The following is a 24,230-nucleotide window of genomic DNA, read 5'->3' as shown; positions in this document are numbered from 1 at the left end:
TGTTTTTATGACAAAAGATTTTTTGAAATTTGTCCCGCGTATGCGGGGATGATTCTTTACAAGACGGCCTTGCGCTGGGCTCTTTTATATTTGTCCCGCGTATGCGGGGGTGATCCCTCTGCTTGAGAAAACGCCTAACGAGGAATTTCATTTGTCCCGCGTATGCGGGGGTGATCCTAGTCTTATTAGTCATGAGGAATTCATAGACGCATTTGTCCCGCGTATGCGGGGATGATCCCATAGAGGATTCTTCCATCTACAGGTACTCCTGATTTGTCCCGCGTATGCGGGGATGATCCCGCTTGTGCTAGTGCAGTTTGCAATCTCGTTTTATTTGTCCCGCGTATGCGGGGATGATCCCATCATTAGAGGGCGCGGGATTCTCCATTTCTAATTTGTCCCGCGTATGCGGGGATGATCCTATAAGCTTCTCAACCTTTACTGTTACTTTTTTATTTGTCCCGCGCATGCGGGGGTGATCCTGATGGGGCTGTAAGTGCTCGAATTACCGTGAAATTTGTCCCGCGTATGCGGGGATAATCCTACAGAAGAGCGCCCTGTCTTTAGGCGGAAGTGATTTGCCCCACGTATGGGAAGTGATTCGCATTTATATTCATATCGAGTATCGTGTGTAAAGCGTGCGATATCCCGTTTGTACAACAGTATTATATCTAAGGATATTTGATGGTATACTATATAGATAGCAGTAAAGAGTGCTATTCGAGTTGTTTATCAAGGAGGAGCATATGACGAAAACGGAAGTAAAACAGGAAGTGGAAAAGTTACTTAAGGCCAACAGTCTTTGTCCTGAGGGTAGAGAAGCGGTACAAGCCTATCTGGAGGCCTACGGGACTGCGGACGAAAAGAGCAAAGCAGAAGCGCTTTTACAGGAATTGGAAGAGGACATCACAAGTATTGATGACTTGATTGCTTTTGCAGGAAGCGAGCATGGAAGGCAGATATTTGGTGAAGAGAAGGCCGCAGCCATCTTGAAGGCTGCCAAGGAAGCAAAGGAAAAGGGAGAGGAGACTTGTATTTGCGAGGCATGTCAAATCGCTAAGGTGATTTTGGCTAATAGGACTGCTTTGCTTTCCTAAACGAGATATCGCACGCTTTGCGCACGATACTCGTTATGAATAAGATTTGAAACCCCGATACCCGTTGCAAAACGTGGTGCCGGGGTTTTTTATAAAAAATTGTAGTTTTTTTCTATATAAAAAGTCCTTGAGAAAAATGTAAATCCTTGCTATATTGTGTTGGTGCCAATTAACGGACACAAGATTTTGTATTTTTGGGGAATTCATTCCGTATTAAAAAGAACCCTTTTACAGCCCTGTTTACTGCTTATAGCTGTATTTTTTTTGCCATTCTACCCGATTTTTAGAAAATATTTTTTGGAGAATACTGCACAAACGTACATCACCGGAAAATCGTAGGCAAGCGTAAAGAATGGATTACAAAATCGAGTGTACATCAGATAAAGAAAGCGGTTTAAATGAAAACAATCATTAAGAGGGGACTCGGAGAAGAGGATTACAGAGGAGAGAAGATCGAAAAAGCCATGGAGAAGGCCTTTCTCTCGGAGGGAATTGCAGTAGAGGCGGAGAAGCTCCACTTTCTTTTGGGAAAGGTGGAGGAAGCTCTAGAGGATAAGTTTCGTGTTTCCGTGGAAGAAATTCAGAATGCGGTAGAGGAATCCCTCATGCAAAACGGAGACTACCGTGTAGCTAGAGCGTATATTCTCTATAGAGAGAAGCGGACTCTGCTTCGCCATTTAAGGCAGAGAATCAAGGAAGAAATCGGAGAAGAAGGCATTGAGGAAGTTTTAAAGAAGATCCAGAAGGATTTTCCGGATTATGATCTCTCTCGTCTTTCCGCAAAGTATCTTTCCTTAAGTAAGGGAGAACAGGAAATTCCGAAGCGCCTCGCCCTTCTTACAAGAGCTGCAGCGGAGCTTACCACACAGGAAGAGCCGAACTGGGAGAAGATTGCGGGGAGACTGCTTTCCTACCATTTCCATAAGGAACTAAAGAGGACGGAAGAGAGCCGCGCGCTTCACGGCTTCTATGAGAAGCTTTGCTATTTGACCGAGCAGGGACTTTACGGAAGCTATATTTTGGAGGCTTATACGAAGGAAGAAGTGGAAGAGCTGGAGAAGGTGATTGACGAGGGAAGAAATGACCTTTTCACCTATTCCGGACTGGACCTTCTCCTTTCCCGCTATGTGATTCGGGACAGACAGCATATTGCGCTTGAGTCTCCGCAGGAGATGTATCTCGGTATTGCCATGCATCTTGCCATGAAGGAGGAAAAGAACCGCGCCTTCTATGTCAAGGAGTTTTACGACATTATGAGCCTGCATCAGGTTACTATGGCGACACCGACACAGTCCAATGCCAGAAAGCCTTACCATCAGCTTAGCTCCTGCTTTATTGATACGGTTGCGGACTCTTTGGACGGCATTTACCAGAGCATTTCCCGTTTTGCTGATGTATCCAAGTACGGTGGCGGTATGGGAATGTATTTCGGAAAGGTGCGCTCCCGCGGCGGAAAGATTCGCGGTTTTGAGGGGGCAAGCGGCGGTGTGATTCGTTGGATTCGTGTTGTCAATGACACGGCGGTTGCGGTTGACCAGCTGGGAATGCGGCAGGGTGCCGTGGCAGTCTATCTTGACGCATGGCATAAGGACTTACCGGAATTTTTACAGCTTCGTACCAATAACGGCGATGACCGTATGAAAGCACATGATGTATTCCCGGCGGTTTGCTACCCGGACCTTTTCTGGAAGAAGGTAAAGGAAGATTTAAACCAGGAATGGTATCTTATGGATCCGCACGACATTTTCCTGATTAAGGGCTACTGCTTAGAGGACTTCTACGGGGAAGAATGGGAAAGTCGTTATGAGGACTGCGTGCGTGATAACCGAATCAGTAAGAGGGTTTATGTGTTGAAGGATATTGTGCGGCTGATTTTAAAGTCTGCGGTAGAGACCGGAACCCCGTTTGCTTTCTATAGAGATACGGTAAACCGCATGAATCCGAATAAGCATAAGGGCATCATTTATTGCTCCAACCTCTGTACGGAAATTGCGCAGAATATGAAAGAAGCGGAAATTTTGGAGCGAAAGGTCATTACGGAAGAGGGTGATGAGGTCATTGTCAGCACCGTAAAGCCCGGCGATTTTGTGGTTTGTAATTTGGCTTCTCTCTGCCTTGGAAATATTGATGTGGAAAATAAGGAAGAGTTGCAGAAAATCACGAAGACGGTCGTTCGTGCCTTGGACAATGTAATTGACCTAAACTTCTATCCGGTTAAGGAAGCGGAGCTAACCAACAAGAAGTATCGTGCCATCGGGCTCGGTGTTTCCGGCTATCACCACATGCTTGCCAAGCATCATATTGCGTGGGAGTCCGAGGAGCATTTGCGCTTTGTGGATACCGTATTTGAAAATATTAACTTTGCGGCAATTAAGGCGAGTGCAGAGCTTGCCAAGGAGCGCGGAAGCTATAGAGAATTTGCCGGATCAGAGTGGGAAACGGGAGAGTATTTCCGTAGAAGAGACTATAGCTCTTCCGAATGGAAGGCGCTGGAGAAGGAAGTGCATGAAGGAATCCGAAATGCCTGGATTTTGGCAACGGCACCGACCAGTTCCACCTCTATTCTGATCGGAACCACAGCGGGACTGGATCCGATTATGAACCGTTTCTTCTTAGAGGAGAAGAAGGGAGCAATCTTACCGAGAGTTGCTCCGGAGCTTTCCATGGAGAGCTATTGGTACTATAAGTCGGCGCACCAGATTGACCAGACCTGGTCAGTACGGGCTGCGGGACTTCGCCAGAGACACATTGATCAGGCGCAGAGTGTAAATCTCTGGATTACCAACGATTACAAGATGAGTGAGCTTTTGAACCTCTATACTTTGGCTTGGGAGTCCGGTGTGAAGACGATTTACTATGTGCGTTCTAAAGCATTGGATCCGGATGAATGTGAGTCTTGCTCCGCCTAAAGGAGTAATCGATTCCTCTGTATATGCCGCTTAAGGCCTACTGCGTTTCCTACTCGCCCCATGCGCCGATGCACTCGTGCTCCTTGCGAACTCGCTTCGCTCAGACACGCATCGCACTCGTTGCTAGCATGGGGCTCCTAACGGAAGCCTCGTAATAGCCTTTTCACAGCATATACGGAGGAAGTCTCATAAATTTCTCCCTTATACATGAGGATGTTTATCTATAAAAATTGAACTATGCCTTTTTAAGGATCATAAAGACAATAGATTACTCTACTGCGCTCAGCAGTAGGAAAGGAAATATAGAATGGAAGAGATTAAGCGTAAGCCTTTATTTAACCCGGAAGGGGATATTGATGTTCGAAATCGTAGGATGATCAATTTCAACACGACAAACATCAATGATTTTAACAATATGAAGTACGAGTGGGTTTCGGACTGGTATCGTCAGGCAATGAACAATTTCTGGGTGCCGGAAGAAATTAACTTAAATCAGGATAAGAGTGACTATCCGAATCTGACTGCTCCGGAGCGGACGGCTTATGACAAGATTTTAAGCTTCTTAGTATATCTGGATTCCCTGCAGTCTGCGAATCTGCCGAATATTTCGCAGTATGTTACGGCAAATGAGGTCAACCTCTGCCTTTCTATCCAGACCTTTCAGGAGTGCATCCACAGCCAGAGCTACAGCTATATGCTGGACACCATTTGCAATCCGACGGAGAGAAATGACATTCTTTACCAGTGGAAGACGGATGAGCATTTACTGCGCAGAAATGAATTTATCGGAAACCTCTACAATGAGTTTGTGGAAGCGCAAACGAAGGAGAGCTTTCTCCGCGTTTGCATTGCGAATTTCATCTTAGAGGGAATCTACTTCTACTCCGGCTTTATGTTCTTCTATAACCTCGGAAGAAACGGAAAGATGCCCGGCTCCGTGCAGGAAATCCGTTATATTAACCGGGATGAAAATACGCACCTTTGGCTCTTTAGAAACATTCTTTTAGAACTGAAAAAGGAAGAGCCGGAGCTCTTCGATGAAAAGCATATCGAGGAAATCACCGCCATGATAAAAGAAGGTGTAGAGCAGGAAATTGCCTGGGGACAGTATGTTATCGGAGAGGCCATTCCCGGCTTAAACGGAAAAATGGTAGAGGATTACATCAAGTATCTGGGAAATCTACGCTACAGCTCCCTAGGATTCGGAACCCTTTACCCGGGTTATGAGAAGGAGCCGGAGTCCATGAAGTGGGTATCTCAGTATGCCGATGCCAATATGGTAAAGACCGACTTCTTCGAAGCACGCTCCACCGCGTATGCCAAGAGCACCGCAATTGAAGATGACCTATAAAATGAGATATCGTGTGCTTTTCGCATAATACTCATTAGGAATAAGGATAAAGACAAAAAATCCGCGACAAGCTTGCTTGTTGACGGATTTTTGTTCATAATGAGTATTGTGTATAAGGGTAAGATACTGTGTTTATCGTGTAAGCTATAGGAAAAGCATACGGTATTCCGTTTATCGTGAATGCTATAGGAAAAGCATACGGTATTCCGTTTATCGTGAATGCTATAGGAAAAGCATACGGTATTCCGTTTATCGTGAATTCTGTAGGAAAAGCATACGATAACGTGTTTACTGCGGGCATGAAAAAGGTACCCGTTTGCTCAATGGATAAGGAGAAGTATATGATTAATTTTAATGAAATGAAGGGGTTCATTTCCGATATGGACGGTGTACTTTACCATGGAAATACTTTGCTTCCGGGAGTAAAGGAATTTGTGCAATGGTTGCAGGAGGAGGGAAAAGAATATTTATTCCTGACCAATAATTCGGGACTTACCAGGCGAGAGCTGAAGCAGAAGCTGGAAAGAATGGGGCTGGATGTACCGGAAGAACGTTTTTATACCAGTGCACTTGCTACTGCGGCTTTTTTAAAGGAGCAAAGTCCCGGATGCTCGGTGTATGCTATTGGGGAGGCAGGACTTCTCAATGCGCTATACGATGCGGGAATTACCATGAATGACGTCAATCCGGATTATGTGGTTGTGGGAGAGGGAAGGACCTATTCACTGGAGACGGTAACCAGAGCCACTAACTTAGTATTAAACGGGGCAAAACTGATCGGAGCCAATACGGATGTCTCCGGGCCTACAGAGGATGGCATTTCTCCGGCATGCGGTGCACTGATTGCACCGATTGAAATTGCTACGGGACAAAAAGCCTATTTCTGCGGGAAACCGAACCCCTTAATGATGCGTAAGGGACTTCGAATCCTGAATTGCCACTCCGGAGAAGCGGTTATGATTGGAGATAGAATGGATACGGACGTAATTTCCGGTTTGGAGAGCGGAATGTCCACGGTATTGGTACTGTCGGGAATCTCGGATGAAGAAACCGTGAAACAATATGCCTACCGCCCCTCTATTGTGTTAAACGGAGTAGGGGACATTGTCAAAAAGGCAAAGGAAGATTTGGGGTGATGCTATGACAACTTATCAATTTGTATTAGTGGATGCACTGGAAAAGGTTCTTCCGAATCAGGAACCGGAGAAAATGGATCGTTCCGTTTTAAAAGGATATGCAGGAGAGAGGCTCTCCTTCCAACTTGCCTACAGTTGCCAAAATGATGATAGAGGACACAGTGGCAGGCATTTTCGGATAGAAGTGATTTCAGATCTGAAGGCACAGATACGGCTTAGGAAAGTAGGATTGGTGCCCTGCGCCTATCCCTGTCATGGGGTAGCGGATGAAAATTACCTGTCCAGAGAGGCGGGTCTGTATCCGGATGTTCTTCTTCCTTTTTCCGAGGAGGAAATAAAAGCGGTTCCCGGACAATGGAGAAGTCTGTGGATTGATCTTGACTTGGGCGAGGGAAACATTCATCCCGGGAAATATCCGATTCAACTAATCCTTTCCGATGCGCCGGGGAATCGGCTGCAAGAGTACACTTTGTTTGCCGAAGTTTTGGAAGGAAATCTCCCGGAACAGACACTTCTGCACACGGAATGGTTTCATGCGGATTGTCTGGCGGATTATTATCGGGTTCCTGTCTTTAGTGAAGAGCATTGGAGAATCATTGAAAATTTCATGAAGACTGCAGTGCGCTGCGGTGTAAATATGCTTCTCACTCCGATTTTCACGCCGCCTCTCGATACGGCAAAGGGTGGGGAGAGAACTACGATTCAGTTGGTGGATATCCTGTATCAGGATGAAAAATACAGTTTCAAGTTCGAAAAACTGCATAGATGGATTTCTCTTTGCAGAAAACACGGAATTCAGTACCTTGAGATTTCCCACTTGTTTTCTCAATGGGGAGCTGTTGCGGCACCGAAAGTGATGGCCCAAACGGAAGAGGGCCGGGAATGTAAACTTTTCTCCTGGGACAGTCCGGCTGTGGGGGGAGAATATACCGAATTCCTGAAAGTCTTCCTACCGGAATTAAAGGCCTTTTTAAAAGAGGAAAATATCTTGGAGAACAGCTATTTTCATATCTCCGATGAGCCAAATGAGGACAATATGGACAGCTTTGGTGCAGCAGTCGAATCGGTAAGAGAGCTTTTGGCGGACTGTAAGGTGATGGATGCTTTAAGCAGCTTTGAAATTTATCGAAGAGGTTATGTACAACGTCCGGTTGTGGCGGTAAATCATATTGAGCCCTTTGTGGAGGCGGGAGTAAAAAATCTCTGGGCATACTACTGCACGGGGCAGGCTGTGGACGTTCCCAATCGCTTTATCGTAATGCCCTCTGCAAGGAACAGAATCCTCGGTGTCCTTTGCTATATCTATCAGGTAGAAGGCTTTCTACATTGGGGCTTTAATTTCTATAATTCGGAAAAGTCTATTGAGCATATTGATCCCTATGCAGTTACCGATGCAGGGGAGGCATTTCCTTCGGGAGACCCCTTTATCGTTTATCCCGGAAAGGACGGGACTGCTTATGAGTCGATGCGTTCTGTGGTTTTGGAAGAAGCCTTATCGGATATTCGGGTATTAAAGATGGCGGAACAAAGTCTTGGTAGAGATAGCGTTCTAAAAGGAATTGAGGAGACAGCGGGGATGAAGTTGAGCTTTATGCATTATCCTAAAGATAAGAGCTTCTTTACTGCGCTTCGTGAATGGGTGGAAAAGAGTTTGCAGGAAGATACAGGCTGCTAGGAATATCTTTTTCTTTCTATACCGTGTGTTTTAGGGACAGCTTGCCTGAGCCACCTGTCTTTATAGAGAATATTCATTGTTTATTAAAAAAGCGAAATTAGTTCATGCTAATTTTGCTTTTTTTAAGTGGATGAAAGGCTTATAAAAATTGAAATTATAGACGATAGGAAGGTAACTGTATTTTTGGAAGAAAATGTCCGTTTTATGCATAGCAATATTGAAACAAGGGAAGAGTAATGCCGCAGGGATAGGAAGAAGATGGAAGAAAAAATATTTGTCCAAAGAGAAAAAATAGAAGTAGGGATGCAACTCGGAGAAAGCATCAAAGACTCCATGGGAAGAGTAATGATCGAAAATGGGGTTTATTTGGATGAGTATCAGATTCGTTATATTAAAGAGAAAATGTATCCGGGAATTTACACCTATCGCTTTGTGGATGATAAAGCAGTTCCAATTCCGGAGGCTACTAAGAAAATTATCCGCCAGCATAGAAAACCCGATAGAGCAAAGATTCAGCTTTCCGCACAAGTAAAGCAACAGTTGGAAGAAAGGATGAACCACATCTTTGAGCATACGGAAGATGAGGATTTTACTTCGAATTCATTGGATATTTTCGGAGAGTTGGAATCGGCAATTTTTAAAAATGACGCGGTGGCAATCGATGTCAATATGATTAAAATCAGTGATGAATATACCTTTAAGCATAGTGTAGATGTCGCAGCAATTTCCATGATGATTGGCAGAGAATACGGGATGGCCAAGGAGGAAATCCATCATCTCGGTATTACCGGTCTTTTGCACGATGTGGGAAAAGCAAAAATTCCAAATGAAATTTTGAATAAGCCGGGGAAGTTGACCGATGAAGAGTTTGAAACGATAAAGAATCACAGCCTTTATGGGTATGAGATTTTGAAAGAAAAGAATAATTTTTCCGCTTTAATTTTAGACGGTGTTTTACATCATCATGAGAAAATGAACGGGTTGGGCTATCCGGATCAATTGCTGGGGAAGGATATTTCCCTCTTTTCCAGAATCCTGTCCGTAGCGGATATTTTTGACGCGTTAGTGACAAAACGTCCTTATAAGGGACCGATTAGCGGACGGGAAGCGATGGAAATGGTTTTGGCACTTGGATCCGAGCTGGATAATACGGTTATTCAGAGCTTCATAGAAAGCGTCATTCTTTATCCGGTGGATTCTATCGTGGAACTTTCCAACGGAGAAATGGCTAAAGTTGTGGAAAACAACAAACGCTATCCTACCCGCCCCAAGGTCGTAGAGATTCAGACGGGAAAGATTTATAATTTAAGTGAGGATCATTCCTGTAATAATATCGTAGTTTTATAAAAAGGTTCTTTTACCCTTTCAGGGTGGAGGAGCCTTTTCTCTTGTTATGCACCCCTATCTATTGTAAAATGTTGCAAGAGTAAAGAATGTTTAGAGAGCAGGAGTGTGCTTTGGAAAATATTGTTGTAAAAGAAGTGTCCTATCAATACACGAGACGAAATGAAAACGATGAGGTGATTGAAACCTTGTCTGCTCTTTCCGCACTTGATTTTTCGATAGAGACAGGGAGTTTTGTCTGTATTCTGGGGCATAACGGTTCCGGAAAATCGACTCTGGCTAAGCTTTTCAATGCCTTGCAGCTTCCAACAGAGGGCACAATTCTGGTTTCCGGAATGGACAGTCGGGAGGAGAAGAACATTTTCCCGATAAGAAGAGAAGTGGGAATGGTCTTTCAGAATCCGGACAATCAGATTATTGCGTCCGTTGTGGAAGAGGATGTTGGATTCGGACCGGAAAATATCGGGCTTCCCACCGATGAAATCTGGCAAAGGGTAAACAACGCTCTCTCCGCAGTGCATATGGAGGCCTATAGACTAAAGTCCCCGAACCACTTGTCCGGCGGGCAGAAGCAGCGTGTGGCGATTGCAGGAACTCTTGCCATGGAGCCAAAGACCATTGTGCTCGATGAGCCGACCGCCATGCTGGATCCGAGTGGAAGAAAAGAGGTTTTGGAATCGGTTTTGGAGCTGAAACGGAAGAAGGGCATCAGCATTATTTTGATTACGCACTATATGGAGGAGGCGGTCGATGCGGACCGGATTCTCCTTATGGACAGCGGAAAACTCGTTATGGACGGAAGTCCCCGTGAGGTTTTCCAAAATGTGGAGCGCTTAAAGGAATATCGCATGGATGTGCCGCTCATCACGGAGCTCGCGCATAAGTTGCAAAAAAAGGGCTTTCCGATAGAGAAGACCATTCTAAAAAAAGAGGAGCTGGAGGAAGAGCTTTTTAAGCTAAAGGAAGAAGGATTTTCTCTGCAAGAAAGCTTTACGGCGTTGGAGCTCCCGGGCTTGTCGGAACTTTCTTCCAAGAAGCCGCAGGCAGACGACTATATCGTGGAAGTGGAACATCTTTCCGCTATTTTCCAGGAGGGCACGGCTATGGAAAGCTATGCCTTAAAGGATTTAAGCGTGAAAATACGGCGGGGAAGCCTTACCGCGGTAATCGGGCATACCGGCTCGGGAAAGTCTACGCTGGTGCAGCACTTAAACGGGCTCATTAAGGCGAAGTCGGGAGAGATTTTTGTTTCCTTCCGGGAGAATCCGCCCCTCGTGAAGAGTGGGAAATCCTTCCTCTTTTTCAAGGGGAAGAAGACGGTTATAGAAAAAAAAGGAAGACTCTCCCTTTCGGAGGAAGGTTTTGATTATCGTGCGCTCCGCTTTAAGGTAGGGCTTGTTTTCCAGTACCCGGAGTACCAGCTTTTTGAGGAAACGGTCCTCGCGGATGTGATGTTCGGCCCCCTAAATCAGGGAAAGAGTAGGGAAGATGCGGAAGCGCTTGCGAAAGAAGCCTTGGCGAGTCTCGGAATCGGAGAAGAGCTCTATGCAAAGTCTCCCTTCGAGCTTTCCGGAGGGCAGAAGCGAAAGGTCGCGATTGCGGGTGTACTTGCCATGGGGCCGGAGCTTCTTATTTTGGATGAGCCGACAGCAGGCTTAGATCCTGCCGGAAGAGATGAACTTTTTGAAGAGATAGCAGGGCTCCGAAAAAACTATGCAATGACCATTCTTCTCGTTTCTCACTCCATGGATGATGTGGCGCGTTATGCGGACGAGGTTTTGGTTTTGCATCAGGGAGAGCTGAAGATAGAAGGCACGGTAGAGGAAGTATTTTCCAAGAAGGAAGAGCTGGAAAGTATGGGACTTGGACTTCCGCAGATTCGTGCGCTTCTCTATGATTTAAAAAAGAAGGGTCTTGAGATTCCGCTTGGAAATACCGTTTCGGAGGCGGTGCAGGCTCTTTCGACCTATTTTTCTGTGGGCTTTTCCGAGGGAAAGGGGGTAAGCTATGCTTAGAGAAATTACCTTAGGGCAGTATTATCCCGTAGATTCCTTTATTCATAGACTGGATCCGAGGGTAAAGCTTGCCGGTACCTTCTTGTTTTTAATTGCCCTATTTATTGTGAATTCCTGGACTGCCTACGCGGTGCTTGCCCTTGTGCTTTTCGGCTTTATTCTTTTATCGAAGGTGCCTTTCTCCTTTATGGTGAGAGGTTTAAAAAGTGTACTGTTCTTACTCTTGCTTTCCGTGAGCTTTAATCTCTTTCTCACACCGGGAGAAGAATTATTTCGGATTTTTTTCTTGAAAATGACCAAGGAAGGACTGCAAATTGCAAGCATGATGGCGATTCGTCTTGTGATGCTGGTGCTTTCGAGCTCCATTTTAACCTTAACCACTACGCCGAATGCGCTGACAGACGGTATGGAAAAGGGACTGGGAATCTTCAAAGTATTCCATTTCCCCGTACATGAAATTGCGATGATGATGTCCATCGCGCTCCGCTTTATCCCGATTTTAGTGGAAGAGACGGATAAGATTATGAAGGCGCAGATGGCAAGAGGCGCGGACTTTGAGAGCGGAAGCATCTTCGATAGAGCAAAGGCTATGGTGCCTATTCTTGTACCGCTTTTTGTCTCCGCCTTCCGAAGAGCCTATGACCTTGCGATGGCTATGGAGGCGCGCTGCTATCAGGGAGGAGAGGGCAGAACCAAGATGAAGCCTCTCCACTATACCAAGGCGGATTACCTTTCTTATCTTGTCCTTTTTCTAATTTTAGGACTGGCTATCGGAAGTCGATTTATCAGCCTTCCCTAGGTGAAATGCAATGATAAAGGGTTTCGTGCATTCTTTATTTAAGGAGAGTAGGAGAGTTGTAAGACCGGGTCCGGTTTCCAAAGCTGTAATTAGTGTAAAAGCCTATCCCTTAAAGTTGATAAATACGAGATTAGATAATTAGCAATAAAAAAAGAAAGAGAATATAAGAAAGAGGTGCGTCTTGCATCGTTTTGTATTGAAACTGGCCTATGAGGGCACAAATTATCATGGATTTCAGAGGCAAGAGGAGCTTCGGACGGTCTCGGGAGAGGTAGAGGAAGTGCTTTCGCGTCTTTTTCCGGGGGAGTGCCAAAACTTTATCGGGGCGAGCCGGACGGACCAAGGAGTCCATGCTCTGGGAAATATTCTTTCCTTCGATACGGAAGCGGAGCGGAATCCCGAAAACTATGAGAGAGCATTAAACAGCTATCTTCCGGAAGATATTCGAGTTCTTTCCGCCTGGAAAAAGACGGAGGATTTTCATCCTCGTTTTACGACACATACGAAGGAATATCGCTACAGTATAGACAGGGCGCGAGTGGAAAATCCGCTCTTTCAAAGACTGTACTACCATTATACCTTTCCACTTGATTTGGTGAAGATTCGGGAGGGAATCGAAATTTTAAAAGGAGAGCACGACTTCACTTCCTTTGCGAACCCCAAGGCGCAGACCCTGTTACAGGGAGGCTCCGCGGTACGCTGTATCACGGATTTTCGCCTTGAAGAAGAGGGGGAGTATCTGTATTTTACCGTAAAGGGAAACGGTTTTCTCTATCACATGATTCGCATCCTTTGCGGAACCCTCTTGGAAGTCGGAAGAGGAAGGATTTCGCCCTCTGCACTTTCTGAGATACTTGCCGGAAAAGACAGGCGCCTTGCCGGGCCGACAGCTCCCGCAAAGGGGCTTTGTTTACTGCATTTAGACTATGGAGATGCGTTGTAAGCGAAAATTCGCTTTTTCCTAGGGAAATATAAGCTATAATGGGTTGCAGACAGGCTTTTTGAAATTTGGAAAGGAGCCATAGATGGAGGAAGACCGGGAAGAGATGGGGAGAGAATCGGAGATTATCTTTTTGGATTTACAAGGAGGCTATCGGGAGCTTTCCCTTACAGAAGGGATACGAGTAGAAAACTGTTCTCCAAATAGTTTTAGGGAAGCCTTAAAGAAAGAAAAGTTTTCTCCCTATGGATTGCATTTTTTCGATTCTGCAGACTATCATTTTCTGACAAAATATTTTTTAGACGGTCTTTCAGAGGAATTTCTGCTCCTCCTATTTGACCATCAGGCGGATTTAAAGAGAGGAGAGGGAGAAGAACTCAGCCATCGCTCCTGGCTCAGGGAGGTCATGGTGTCCGTACCGCGTTGTAAGGGGATTCTTCTTCTGGGAACACCGGAAAAGGAAAAGGCGGAGATCAATGATGCTCTTATGAGTTTAAGCGACGAGTATCGTCCGAGGCGGGAGTCGCATTTAAAGGATGCGAGAGCGGAAAAGATGGATTTGAATAGGGAGAAGGAAGCCTTTCGAGATCCCATTTTAAATACCAGCCTGTACTGTTTTACGGATGGAGATTTTCAGAGCGGAAGAGTAAAGACACATTTGCCGAGGCTCTTAAAGATGCTTGATCTTCCTCTTTACTGCTCCATGGACAAGAAAATTTTAGGAGAACGCTTTACGGAAAAAGAATTTGATGAGGGCATTTCCTATGTTTTGGAAGCGGGAGTAAAGATACTCGGAATGGACATTTTCGAAGATGGGAATATAAAAAAGCAAAGCGAAGAAGAGAAGAATGCTCGACTGTTTAACGAAAAATTAATCAGCAATTATCATATCAATCACCATGGCTTATTTTTAGAGAGGAAGGATTAGGAAAATGAAGAAAAGACTAGCGGATTACATTGCGGAAAAACTGGTGGAAGCGGGGATTTGCCGCTCCTTCTCCGTTGTAGGCGGAGGCGCAATGCACTTAAATGATGCGCTTGGGCACAATAAGGGAATTCAAACCCTCTACCAGCATCATGAGCAGGCCTGTGCTATGGCAGCGGAAAGCTATGCCAGAGTCCACAATGTTCCGGCCCTCCTTTGTGTGACCTCCGGTCCCGGCGGAACGAATACGATTACCGGTGTTTTGGGAGCATACTTGGATTCCCTCCCCATGATTGTCCTTTCCGGACAGGTGAGGCATGACAATACCGCCCGCTGGTCGGGAAGAGCGCTTCGTGCCATGGGAGATCAGGAGTTTGATATCCTGCAGTCCGTATCCTGCATGTGCAAATACAGCGAGATGCTGATTGATCCGTACCGCGTGCGCTATGCGATTGAAAAGGCGATTTACCTAAGCCAGACCGGTCGTCCCGGTCCCTGTTGGCTGGATATTCCGGTGGATGTACAAGGCTGCATGATTGAAACCGAGGATTTACTGGGCTTTGATGTTTCCGATTTTGAAAATGGAGGAGACGGCTGGGAAAAGAGAGCCGTGGAGAACAAGCATCCGGAGTTTGCAACTGCGCTACGAAAGTATTTTCAGGATGAGGAAGAGAAGAAGGCCCTCCATGCACTGTATGCGAAGAAAGAGAATCCGCATGTTTTAGCCGAGGACTTGGGAGGACAGGAAGATCACGGCTTTACCGAGTGGGAGGACTTCCTTCCCCTTGCCAAGCAGGTTTTAGAGAAAATCAGAGAAAGTAAACGTCCCATTTTTTATACAGGAAACGGTATACGTATTGCCGGAGCGGAGACGATGTTCTTAGAACTTTCCGAGAAACTCGGCATTCCCGTGGTTCTCGGCTGGAATGCGCCGGACATTTTCCCGACTAAGCACCCCTTAAATGCGGGACGCCCCGGGGGACGAGGTGACAGACCCGGAAACCTTGCCGTACAAAATGCAGACTGCATCTTAAGTATAGGATCGAGACTCAATATCCGTCAGGTGGGCTATGCCTTCCGTGACTGGGCACCCGAAGCCTATGTGATGCAGAACGATATTGATAAGGAAGAGATTGCAAAGCCCTCCGTGCACTGCGATTTACAGCTTCACGGCGACGCCAAGGCCTTGATTCGCGCACTGCTTGAGCTTTTAAAGGAAGAAAAGAGTCTTCCCCTCTTTAAGGGCGGAGAGGGCATTGTGCGTGCGGAAGCCCGGAAGTTCATTCGGGAAAAGGCGGCAGAGGCCGTGTTGGAAGAGGATAAGAGCGAGCGTCTCACTTGGCTTGATACCGTGCGCTTCTATCAGGCAAATTATCCTACGATTCTTCCGGAATATCGTTCGGAAGAGACTGCGGAGTGCAATGTCTATGCCTTAGTGGAGAAGCTTTCGGAAAGAGCGGAGGAAAATCAGATTACTGCGGTAGGGAATGGTTCTCCCTGTGTTGCCGGCGGACAGAGTTATATCATTAAAAAGGGTACCCGTTTTATCAGTCAGGACGGTGTAGCATCCATGGGATACGGCCTTCCGGCGGGAATCGGCGCCTACTGTGCGGCAGTTGACTTTACAAAGGAAGAGGCGGAAAGGCTGAAGAAGACGCCGTATTGGCAGGGAAAGGAAGAAAGCTATCCGCCTTACCAAGAAAAGGATATCATTGTCCTAACCGGAGACGGCTCCATTCAGATGAACCTGCAGGAGCTGCAGACCATTATCCACCACAAGATGCCGCTGAAGATTTTTGTGGTAAATAACGGCGGGTATCATTCCATTCGTCAGACACAGAACAGCTTCTTCGGAAAGCCTTTGGTGGGAATCGGTGTGGACTCCGGCATGGAGGGAGAAGGTACGGACCTTTCTTTCCCAAGCTTAGAGAAGCTCGCGTATGCCTATGGCTACCCCTATATTTCCATTCACAGCAATAAGGAGCTTTCCGAGGGAATCGAGAAAACTTTATCGCAGGAGGGCCCGGTGCTTTGCGAAGTCTTTGTAAGCCTTACGCAGCAGTTCCTGCCCAAATCCAGTGCAAAGAGGGATAAGGACGGAAATCTTTTCAGCCCTCCCTTGCAGGACATGGATCCCTTCCTTCCGGAAAAGGAAATGGAAATGCTTATGCTCCTAAAAAAGAGGCAGTAAATGCGGATACTGATCAGTGGGATTACGAGCTTCCTCGGCATTAGTACGGGAAAAGCGCTTTTAAAAAAGGGACATGAAGTCTACGGGATTTTACGCCCGGAGAGTCGGAATAAAGAAAGACTTAAGGGAGAGAAGGGAATTCAACTTCTCTCCCTTAACATGGAAAGCTTTCTTCTTTGGGAGAAAGAACATGGAATAGAAGCAGAATATAACAACAGTACTACGGAAGCCGGCATCACTACAGAAAGGAATGCTACTTCTGAAAACCTTAGTCCGGTTAGTCCGGCCCCTTTTAGTGAGCTTCACTTTGACGCAGTTCTGCATTTTGCCTGGGACGGTGTAGGCTCTCTCGGGCGTTCGGATATTGCAACGCAGGAAAAGAATCTTCGCATGAGCAAGGCCTTTTTTTCCTGGGCTAAGGCACATGGCGTAAAACGCTTTTTCTTTGCGGGATCACAGGCGGAAATGGGGAGAGGAACAAGAGAAGAGCCTCTTCCGGCAAGTCCCTACGGAGAGAAGAAGCTCGCCTTTTCCGAATACGGACTGAAAAACCACGGGAAGATGGAATTTATCGACCTTCGAATTTATTCTATCTACGGAAAAGGAGATCATGAAAGAAGTCTTGTAAAGACGCTTGTGAGAAACACCTTAAGAGGCATGGAAACGGAGCTCGGAAGCGGAAATAAAATTTGGAATTTTATGGCGGAGGAAGACTTCGGGCGAGCATTAGCCTTTCTTACGGACTTGGACATTCAGACGCGGAAGGAAGAAAGCAGAAAGCAAGGAAGTAAAAAATCGGAGAGCGCTGATTCGGAAACCGAGTATAAGGAGAAACAGCTTGAGTCGGGATTGTCCGGACAGGGTAAAGACTGCGGTAGCTTTACGATAGATATCTGCAGTAGAGAAAGTCGTCTTCTTTCCGACTACATTAAGGAAATCGAGCAAATCGGCTTCTCCTTCCTTAAGAAAAAGGGAATTAGGAAAAGCGAAGAAAGTCTCCTGCGCTTTGGTCTTCGTCCGCCCAATGTGGAGGGTGACTATGACTTTACGGCGCATACAAAAGAGCTTTCCGCGCTGGGATTTGAAGAGAGAGTCAGTTTCTCCTCCGGGATAGAGGAGCTGTACGAATGGATTTATGAAAAGGAATTCCTAAAAGTGTAAAACTACTTTTAAAGCTATATATCTATTTAGAAAATAAGAAAGGGGAAATCGATGGCAAACTGTATCGTCTGTGGGGAGAAGCTTTTCGAGCTTGCCGTTTTTCATAATATGCCTGCCTCTGCGCAGGATTTTCCGAGAAAAGAGGATTTGGAGCGGGAAAAGCCGGTGGATTTACCGCTTTGCCAATGCCTGCACTGCGGTCTGGTGCAGTTTGATACCGAGCCGGTTCCCTATTATAAGGATGTGATTCGTGCAGGAGGCGGAACAACAACCATGCGCCGTCTTCGAGAGGAAGAATATACGAAGCTCCTTTCCTATTTGCAAAATAAGGGACAGAGGGAGCCCGTAATCTTGGAGCTTGGAAGCGGGCAGGGAGAGTTCCTTAAGATGTGGGAAGGCGTGGAATGCGGAGCGTTGACTCCCTATACTTTTGGTATAGAACACAAGAAGAGTCTTGTGGAAAAGGGGAGGGCGGCAGGTCTTCCTCTCTATGAAGGCTTCCCGGAAGAAGACTTTTCCTTAAAGGGACTTACAGCTCTTTCTCCGGACGGAAAACAGGAAAAGGAAGTCGGAGAGGAAGTCGATGCCATGGTGCAGTTTAATTTTCTCGAGCACCAGAAGGACCCGAAGGGGATGCTGGACTACGCGTATACGCATCTTCGGGCAGGCGGCATTTTCCTCCTCACGGTACCGAGTTTTCATTATATTTTGGAAAACAAGAGCTACTATGAGCTGCTCCGTGACCATATCAGTAATTTTACGGAAGAGAGCCTGCAATACCTTTCTCAGGAAGCCGGTTTTTCTCTTCTCGAGAGTCGCGTAATCAATCGGGATACCATTGAGTTTATTTTGCAAAAGGAAGCGAAGGAGAACTTAAGCATTTTCCGCTATAGCGGGCAGAAAATCGACATTTCTCCTCTTCTTGAAAATGAAAAGGAGATTCAAGAGGATGTAGAGGCTCATATTGCAAAGCTAAAGGAAAAGGGAGAAAGGATAGCGATATGGGGTGCGAGCCATCAGGGCCTCACCCTGCTTTCCACGACTGCACTAAAGGACGCGGTATCCTATATCATTGACTCTGCTCCCTTTAAGCAGGGGCTGTACAGTCCGGCTTCCCATGTCTTGATTGTGCCGCCTAAGCATTTTCAGGAGGAGCCGGTGGAGGAAATTCTTATCGTGGCACCGGGCTATACGGACGAAATAGCCGGGATTATCAAGCGGGATTTTCAACCCTGTCCGCGGATTTTAGCACTTAGGGGTGAAAGGATAACGGAGCTTTAAACGAGATATCGCACGCTTTGCGCACGATACTCGTTATGAACAAGATGTCTCAGGCTTCGCCTGCGCCACTTGTTAAGAATTTTTAACGAGAATCGCTCACAATGAGTATGTACATGAGCTGCATAGTATATTACGAAAAAAGAAAGGAAGTCGCTGTGCGAGCATTTGTCTTAGAGGGAAGAGGAAAAGTGAAATGGATGGAGAAGGAGAAGCCAAGCCTTCTTTCGGAACACGGTGTGCTCATCATGCCTCTTCTTCTTGCGCCTTGCACAAGCGATGTGCATACGATTTGGCAGGGCTCTCCGAAGAGAGAAAATCTCACTCTGGGACATGAGTGCGTGGGGAAGATTATAGAGAAAGGCAGTGCGGTAAAGGATTTTTCCGTGGGAGAAATTGTGGCGATTTCCGCCATTACCCCGAACTGGGACAGTGAAGAAGTTACGGAAAATGAGTCCCATGCAGGCTATCCTTTTTCTGCCCATTCCCTTGGAAAGTCCATAGACGGGGCTTTTCAGGAATGCTTTTATTTACCTCATGCGGATAAAAATTGCGGAAAAATTCCGGAGGGACTTTCCTTGGAAGACGCGCTTCTCTGCACCGACGTTCTGCAAACCGGATTTACTGCTGCAGAAGAAGGAAGAGTGGAGAGGGGAAATACGGTTTGTGTACTGGGAATCGGGGCTATCGGCCTTGCGGCAATCTTTGCGGCGCAGTATTTCGGAGCAAGTCGTATTTTTGCCGTAGGGAGCAGAGAAGAGAGTAAAAGACTGGCTCTTAGTATGGGAACAAAGGATTGCCCGGTGGAGGTTTTGGATTATAGAGAGCTTAGAACTCCCCTTCCGGAAGGGAAGCATCCTCTAGCAAATTCCACAAATTCTCCCATTGTCAATGAAATCTGGAATCGGACGGGCGGAAAAGGCGTGGATCGGGTTCTCCTTTGCGGAGGAGACGAATATGCCCTTTGCGAAGCCTCCGACATGGTAAAATACGGTGGAGGCGTGGTCAGCAATGTGGCCTATTTTGGGGCGGATGAGGCAGTTGTAGAGGAAGAGCTTTCCGGAAGACCGCTCCACTATCTAATTGATGGAGAAGAGAGAGAAAAGAAGGCGGTAGACGCCCTTTATTTACCGAAGTTTTCCTTAGGAAAGGGGATGGCGGGAAAGAGCTTTGTCTTCTCCCTTTCCAAGGGCGGAAGAGCGCATCTTGAGAAAATCATGAAGATTGTCCGGGAAAAGGATTTTCACCCGAGCGCATTTTTTACGAAAAGCTACCGCGGTATGGAAAATATAGAAGCTGCACTGTATGATATGAAGAATAGAGAGGCTGTAAAAGTCTTGGTATATAGCGATTTAGAAGAATAGAAGGGCCATAAGAGTTTTAATGTATACCGATTTGGAAGGATAGAAAAGAGGTTGGAATTTGAAGAAAACCATCAGTATTGTCATTCCCTGCTATAACGAGGAGGAAAATGTCATTCCCCTTGCGAATGCACTTAGAACTTGTTTTCAGGAGAAGCTTCAGAACTATCATTATGAGCTTCTCTTTATTGACAACGACTCACAGGATAAGACGCGGGAGAACTTAAGAGCGCTTTGCCGGGAAGATAAGGGCATCAAGGCGATTTTTAATGCGAAGAATTTCGGACAGTTCAACTCTCCCTATTACGGGATGCTGAACAGCACGGGAGATGCGACTATTCTTATGGCGGCAGACTTTCAGGATCCGGTGGAAATGATTCCGAAGTTTGTGGAAGCCTGGGAAGAGGGTTACCGTATCGTAATCGGGGTGAAGACAGAGAGTAACGAGTCGAAGCTTATGTACGCGCTTCGGGGAATATACTATAAGCTTATTCGGAAAATGTCTTCCGTGGATCAAATCAGCCAGTTTACAGGCTTTGGCTTGTACGACAAAGGCTTTATTTCGGTAATGCAATCTCTGGACGATCCCACCCCCTTTCTGCGCGGTATTGTGGCGGAGCTTGGTTACAGAAGAAAGGACATTCCCTATATGCAGCCGAAGCGTCGGGCGGGCGTGACACACAACAACTTCTATACTCTTTATGATGCGGCCATGCTGAGCTTTACCAGCTATACCAAGGTGGGACTTCGCTTGGCGGTATTTTTTGGCGGGATCTTTGCAGGAATCAGCATGCTGGTCGGCCTCGTTTATCTCATAATGAAACTGATCTGGTGGGACCGCTTTCCGGCAGGTATGGCTCCTATGCTGATAGGAATGCTTTTCCTGGGCTCTGTGCAAATCTTTTTTATTGGACTTTTAGGAGAATATATTTTATCCATTAACCAAAGGGTGATGAAGAGACCGCTGGTGGTAGAGGAAGAGAGACTGAACTTTTCGGAACAGGCGGAGCAGGCTACCGGCGAAAGCAGTACTTCGGAACAGGCAATAAGCGGAGACAGTTCTTCGGAACAGCCGGCGCAGGATGCCTGTGAAAGCAGTACTTCGGAACAGGCTACAAAAGTAAGCAGTTCTATAGAGAAGGCTTCGATAGAGGAGTAAGAAAATGAGAGCAAAGATTGATATTGCCTTAGTCAGAGAAGGAAAACTGCATATTCAGGGCTGGGCTTTCGGAAGAGACCCGGAGACTCCGGTAAAACTGTCCATCCAGGGAAAGGGCGGGGAAAAGAGAGAATTTTCCTATGAGGAAGTGGAGCGGGAAACCGTAAATGAAGCCTATTTTCCCAAGTACGAGGAGGAAAACGGGAAGAAAATCCAGAGGAAGCTGGGCTTTTCTTTAGACACCCCCTATGCACTTTCTAAAGGCGAGAGGGTGGAGCTTTTGATTCAGGTGGATCAGCAGCTTCGTCGTTTTAGTTTTGATGATAAAAAAATCGAGTCCTTTAACTCCCATGCCCACAAGAAGATGGAGAAGTTTCTGGCTCTCTTCCAGTGGGAAACCGTGGAAGCGGTAAAGGATACCTTGAAAAAGGGTGGACTTTCCGCTCTTTGGCATAAGAGTGTGCGGAAGCTAAAGAGCATCGAGCAGGACTACGATTATAACGAGTGGTACAAAAAAGAGAAGACCGGAGCGGAAGAACTTTCACGGCAAAGGGCGGAAGTTTGGGAGAATCCCCTGCTTTTTTCCATTGTGATTCCGGTGTACCGTCCCAAGGAAGCTTTTTTAAGAAGACTCTTGGACAGTATTTTAGCCCAGACCTATCCCCATTTTGAAATTTGCCTTGCGGATGCTTCCGAGCTTTCCGGGGATACTTTGGAGAATGGAGAAAAGTCCCCGGTTTCGGTTTTACAGGAGTATCAGGAGAAGGACAGCAGAGTGCGTTTTTCCGTACTTCCCAAGAACCTGGGTATTTCCGGAAATACCAATGCCGCCATTGCCATGGCCAAGGGAGAGTTCATCATTTTCTCCGACCATGATGATGAGCTGACGGAAGATGCCTTATATACCATTGCAAAAACCATCAAGAAGCATCCTAAGGCGGAGCTTCTCTATAGTGATGAGGACAAGATTGACTTTGCTTCCGCCTATTATTTTGAACCCCACTTTAAGCCGGACTACAGTCCGGAGCTTCTTCGCAGTGTAAATTATTTCTGCCATCTTCTGATTGCCAAGCGTTCTTTGCTGGAAGCTGTAGCGAAGGAGGGAGAGGCAGGAGAGAAGATTTACGAGCAAAAGGAATATGACGGTGCCCAGGACTATGACCTGATTTTACGTTTATGCGAAGAGGCGGAAAGAAGAGAAAAGGCAACAGGACTTAGCGACGAGGAGAAGAAGGCGCAGGAAGAGGCGCTCTTTACCTCTTCCACCATTATCCATATCAGGAAGGTCCTCTATCATTGGCGTTCTCATCAGCTTTCCACGGCACAAAATCCGGAGGCAAAGCTCTATGCCTTTACTGCCGGAGAGCGGGCGGTTTTTGACCATGCCAAGCGCTTGGGTCTTCCCATTGAAAAGGTGGAGCGAGGCATTACCTACGGCTATTATCATTGCCACTATGCCTTGGAGAAAAAGGATGGGGAGCTTCCTCTTATTTCCGTGATTATCCCCAGTAAGGACCACAGCGAGGATTTGGATCTGGCCATTCGCTCCCTCTTTGCCGGAAGTTATTCTTACCTGGAAGTGATTGTGGTGGAGAACAATTCCGTAGAGGAAAAGACATTTTCCTACTATGAAAAAATCCAGGAGGAATTTCCGGCACGATACGGAGATTTCCAAAAGAAGGCGGTACGGGTGGTACGCTGGGAAAGAGAGTTTAACTACTCCGCCATCAATAACTTCGGGGTGAGCTTTGCCCACGGAGACTACCTACTCTTTATGAACAATGACATTGAGTGCTTAAAGGCGGATTCTGTGGAGGAAATGCTCCAGTTTGTGCAGCAGGAGGAAATCGGAATCTGCGGTGCAAGGCTTCTCTATCCGGATAAGATGATTCAGCACGCCGGTGTGGTAATGGGCTTTGGCGGTATTGCCGGCGCCACCTTTATCGGTACCCACGAAACGGAAAACAGCTATATGCATAGGGCGGCCTGCATTCAAAACTATACAGCGGTTACCGCTGCCGTTTTAATGACCAAGAAATCCCTCTTTGATAAGGTAGGGGGCTTCCGAGAAGAACTTGCGGTAGCCTTTAATGATGTGGATTTTTGTTTAAAGATTCGGGCCCTTGGAAAGCGGGTGGTTTATACCCCCTATGCCCTTTTTACCCACTATGAGTCCAAGTCCAGAGGTCTGGAGGACAATCCGGAGAAGGTAAAGCGTTTCAACGGAGAGATTGTCTGCCTGGCAAAGCATTGGCCGGAGATTTTGAGAAAGGGAGATCCCTACTATAACCCGGCACTGACGCTTCGGAAGTCAAACTTTACGCTAAGAGACCTTTCCGTAGAGAAGGTGGGAGAGCCGTTTCCGTTGGAGATTTTGAAGGATATTGTGTAAATGAGGTTACGATGCTTCAGGCATTTCTTGCAATCCAAAGCACGAACCGATTAAGAAGGTATATGTAGAAATGGTGCGGCAGATTGTAGAAAGTGAGGCGAAAAATGATGAAGACGCTGAATGATTATTTGGCAATGTCTTATCGTATGGAAATTGTAGAAGATAAGGATGAAGGTGGATTCGTTGTTTCTTTTCCGGATTTACCCGGGTGTATTAGCTGTGGTGAGACTGTAGAAAGTGCAGTAGCGAATGCGATGGATGCAAAAAAAGAATGGCTTGCAGCAGCATTGGAAGAAGGTGTGAAGATTCATGAGCCGGATAGTCTGGAAGACTATTCCGGACAGTTTAAGTTGAGGATTCCCCGGAGCTTGCATCGATCCTTAGCGGTGCATTCTGAGAGGGAAGGAATTAGCATGAACCAGTATTGTGTATATCTGCTTTCTAAAAATGACGCCTAGTATAAAAGGTGAGTGGATATAGAAGGAAAGGAAAATGAA

General features: G+C 46.4%; 17 protein-coding genes, 1 pseudogene and 1 CRISPR repeat array (1 of these 19 cut by a window edge). All 18 genes and pseudogenes read left to right on the top strand.

What is annotated here, in order from left to right; genetic code table 11:
* Positions 1–543: direct repeats of the CRISPR family, unit length 28 nt; unit sequence ATTTGTCCCGCGTATGCGGGGGTGATCC; it reaches 461 nt to the left of the window's first position.
* Between the two features lie 203 nt (positions 544–746).
* The 18 genes and pseudogenes from HMPREF9124_RS09730 (at position 747) to HMPREF9124_RS09650 (ending at position 24,191) form a co-directional block, all read left to right on the top strand.
* On the top strand, positions 747–1,097 hold the full coding sequence (locus tag HMPREF9124_RS09730; RefSeq protein WP_009429533.1) for a hypothetical protein: 351 nt from the start codon (positions 747–749) through the stop codon (positions 1,095–1,097).
* A 398-nt stretch (positions 1,098–1,495) separates the two neighbouring features.
* Positions 1,496–4,006: a ribonucleoside-diphosphate reductase subunit alpha gene (locus HMPREF9124_RS09725; RefSeq protein ID WP_009429083.1), complete on the top strand. Its 2,511-nt coding sequence runs from the start codon at positions 1,496–1,498 to the stop codon at positions 4,004–4,006.
* Positions 4,007–4,313: 307 nt separating this feature from the next.
* Positions 4,314–5,357 (top strand): ribonucleotide-diphosphate reductase subunit beta, encoded by a 1,044-nt coding sequence (locus HMPREF9124_RS09720; protein ID WP_009429703.1) that lies wholly within the window; start codon positions 4,314–4,316, stop codon positions 5,355–5,357.
* 341 nt (positions 5,358–5,698) lie between these two features.
* Complete coding sequence (locus HMPREF9124_RS09715) at positions 5,699–6,493, top strand: HAD-IIA family hydrolase (RefSeq protein WP_330361853.1); 795 nt, start codon at positions 5,699–5,701, stop codon at positions 6,491–6,493.
* Between the two features lie 4 nt (positions 6,494–6,497).
* Positions 6,498–8,168: a DUF4091 domain-containing protein gene (locus HMPREF9124_RS09710; protein ID WP_009428220.1), complete on the top strand. Its 1,671-nt coding sequence runs from the start codon at positions 6,498–6,500 to the stop codon at positions 8,166–8,168.
* Between the two features lie 258 nt (positions 8,169–8,426).
* On the top strand, positions 8,427–9,515 hold the full coding sequence (locus HMPREF9124_RS09705; RefSeq protein WP_009428558.1) for an HD-GYP domain-containing protein: 1,089 nt from the start codon (positions 8,427–8,429) through the stop codon (positions 9,513–9,515).
* A gap of 86 nt (positions 9,516–9,601) precedes the next feature.
* A complete protein-coding gene (locus HMPREF9124_RS09700) occupies positions 9,602–11,527 on the top strand; it encodes an energy-coupling factor transporter ATPase (protein ID WP_009429366.1) in 1,926 nt (641 codons plus the stop codon).
* Positions 11,520–12,326: an energy-coupling factor transporter transmembrane component T family protein gene (locus HMPREF9124_RS09695; protein WP_009429638.1), complete on the top strand. Its 807-nt coding sequence runs from the start codon at positions 11,520–11,522 to the stop codon at positions 12,324–12,326. Before HMPREF9124_RS09700 ends, HMPREF9124_RS09695 begins: the two co-directional genes overlap by 8 nt.
* A 181-nt stretch (positions 12,327–12,507) precedes the next feature.
* Complete coding sequence (gene truA / locus HMPREF9124_RS09690) at positions 12,508–13,269, top strand: tRNA pseudouridine(38-40) synthase TruA (RefSeq protein WP_009428898.1); 762 nt, start codon at positions 12,508–12,510, stop codon at positions 13,267–13,269.
* Between the two features lie 82 nt (positions 13,270–13,351).
* Entirely contained in the window at positions 13,352–14,194 is an 843-nt protein-coding gene (locus HMPREF9124_RS09685; RefSeq protein ID WP_009429440.1) for a hypothetical protein, read from the top strand.
* A gap of 4 nt (positions 14,195–14,198) precedes the next feature.
* Positions 14,199–16,382: a thiamine pyrophosphate-binding protein gene (locus HMPREF9124_RS09680; RefSeq protein ID WP_009428622.1), complete on the top strand. Its 2,184-nt coding sequence runs from the start codon at positions 14,199–14,201 to the stop codon at positions 16,380–16,382.
* Positions 16,383–17,543 (top strand): NAD-dependent epimerase/dehydratase family protein, encoded by a 1,161-nt coding sequence (locus tag HMPREF9124_RS09675; RefSeq protein ID WP_009429258.1) that lies wholly within the window; start codon positions 16,383–16,385, stop codon positions 17,541–17,543.
* A gap of 51 nt (positions 17,544–17,594) precedes the next feature.
* Positions 17,595–18,824 carry a class I SAM-dependent methyltransferase gene (locus HMPREF9124_RS09670; protein WP_009428473.1) on the top strand — a complete coding sequence of 410 codons (1,230 nt, stop codon included), beginning with the start codon at positions 17,595–17,597 and terminating at the stop codon, positions 18,822–18,824.
* Positions 18,825–18,979: 155 nt separating this feature from the next.
* A complete protein-coding gene (locus HMPREF9124_RS09665) occupies positions 18,980–20,185 on the top strand; it encodes an alcohol dehydrogenase catalytic domain-containing protein (protein WP_036597826.1) in 1,206 nt (401 codons plus the stop codon).
* Between the two features lie 58 nt (positions 20,186–20,243).
* Complete coding sequence (locus tag HMPREF9124_RS09660) at positions 20,244–21,341, top strand: glycosyltransferase family 2 protein (protein WP_009429792.1); 1,098 nt, start codon at positions 20,244–20,246, stop codon at positions 21,339–21,341.
* Positions 21,342–21,345: 4 nt separating this feature from the next.
* Positions 21,346–23,733: a glycosyltransferase family 2 protein gene (locus tag HMPREF9124_RS09655; RefSeq protein ID WP_009427883.1), complete on the top strand. Its 2,388-nt coding sequence runs from the start codon at positions 21,346–21,348 to the stop codon at positions 23,731–23,733.
* A 34-nt stretch (positions 23,734–23,767) separates the two neighbouring features.
* Positions 23,768–23,857 (top strand): annotated as a pseudogene (locus HMPREF9124_RS12885) (toxin HicA); the annotation flags it as partial.
* Complete coding sequence (locus HMPREF9124_RS09650) at positions 23,841–24,191, top strand: type II toxin-antitoxin system HicB family antitoxin (protein ID WP_009428403.1); 351 nt, start codon at positions 23,841–23,843, stop codon at positions 24,189–24,191. The pseudogene HMPREF9124_RS12885 and the gene HMPREF9124_RS09650, both read left to right, overlap by 17 nt.
* The last annotated feature ends 39 nt before the right edge of the window (positions 24,192–24,230 follow it).

The sequence above is a fragment of the Oribacterium sp. oral taxon 108 str. F0425 genome (assembly GCF_000214455.1).
Classification (GTDB): domain Bacteria; phylum Bacillota; class Clostridia; order Lachnospirales; family Lachnospiraceae; genus Oribacterium; species Oribacterium asaccharolyticum.
This window is presented reverse-complemented; position numbering and strand designations above follow the sequence as displayed.

Coding starts and splice junctions, on each gene's coding strand:
- HMPREF9124_RS09730 (WP_009429533.1), top strand. CDS start 747: ATGACGAAAACGGAAGTAAAACAGGAAGTGGAAAAGTTACTTAAGGCC.
- HMPREF9124_RS09725 (WP_009429083.1), top strand. CDS start 1,496: ATGAAAACAATCATTAAGAGGGGACTCGGAGAAGAGGATTACAGAGGA.
- HMPREF9124_RS09720 (WP_009429703.1), top strand. CDS start 4,314: ATGGAAGAGATTAAGCGTAAGCCTTTATTTAACCCGGAAGGGGATATT.
- HMPREF9124_RS09715 (WP_330361853.1), top strand. CDS start 5,699: ATGATTAATTTTAATGAAATGAAGGGGTTCATTTCCGATATGGACGGT.
- HMPREF9124_RS09710 (WP_009428220.1), top strand. CDS start 6,498: ATGACAACTTATCAATTTGTATTAGTGGATGCACTGGAAAAGGTTCTT.
- HMPREF9124_RS09705 (WP_009428558.1), top strand. CDS start 8,427: ATGGAAGAAAAAATATTTGTCCAAAGAGAAAAAATAGAAGTAGGGATG.
- HMPREF9124_RS09700 (WP_009429366.1), top strand. CDS start 9,602: ATGTTTAGAGAGCAGGAGTGTGCTTTGGAAAATATTGTTGTAAAAGAA.
- HMPREF9124_RS09695 (WP_009429638.1), top strand. CDS start 11,520: ATGCTTAGAGAAATTACCTTAGGGCAGTATTATCCCGTAGATTCCTTT.
- HMPREF9124_RS09685 (WP_009429440.1), top strand. CDS start 13,352: ATGGAGGAAGACCGGGAAGAGATGGGGAGAGAATCGGAGATTATCTTT.
- HMPREF9124_RS09680 (WP_009428622.1), top strand. CDS start 14,199: ATGAAGAAAAGACTAGCGGATTACATTGCGGAAAAACTGGTGGAAGCG.
- HMPREF9124_RS09675 (WP_009429258.1), top strand. CDS start 16,383: ATGCGGATACTGATCAGTGGGATTACGAGCTTCCTCGGCATTAGTACG.
- HMPREF9124_RS09670 (WP_009428473.1), top strand. CDS start 17,595: ATGGCAAACTGTATCGTCTGTGGGGAGAAGCTTTTCGAGCTTGCCGTT.
- HMPREF9124_RS09655 (WP_009427883.1), top strand. CDS start 21,346: ATGAGAGCAAAGATTGATATTGCCTTAGTCAGAGAAGGAAAACTGCAT.
- HMPREF9124_RS09650 (WP_009428403.1), top strand. CDS start 23,841: ATGAAGACGCTGAATGATTATTTGGCAATGTCTTATCGTATGGAAATT.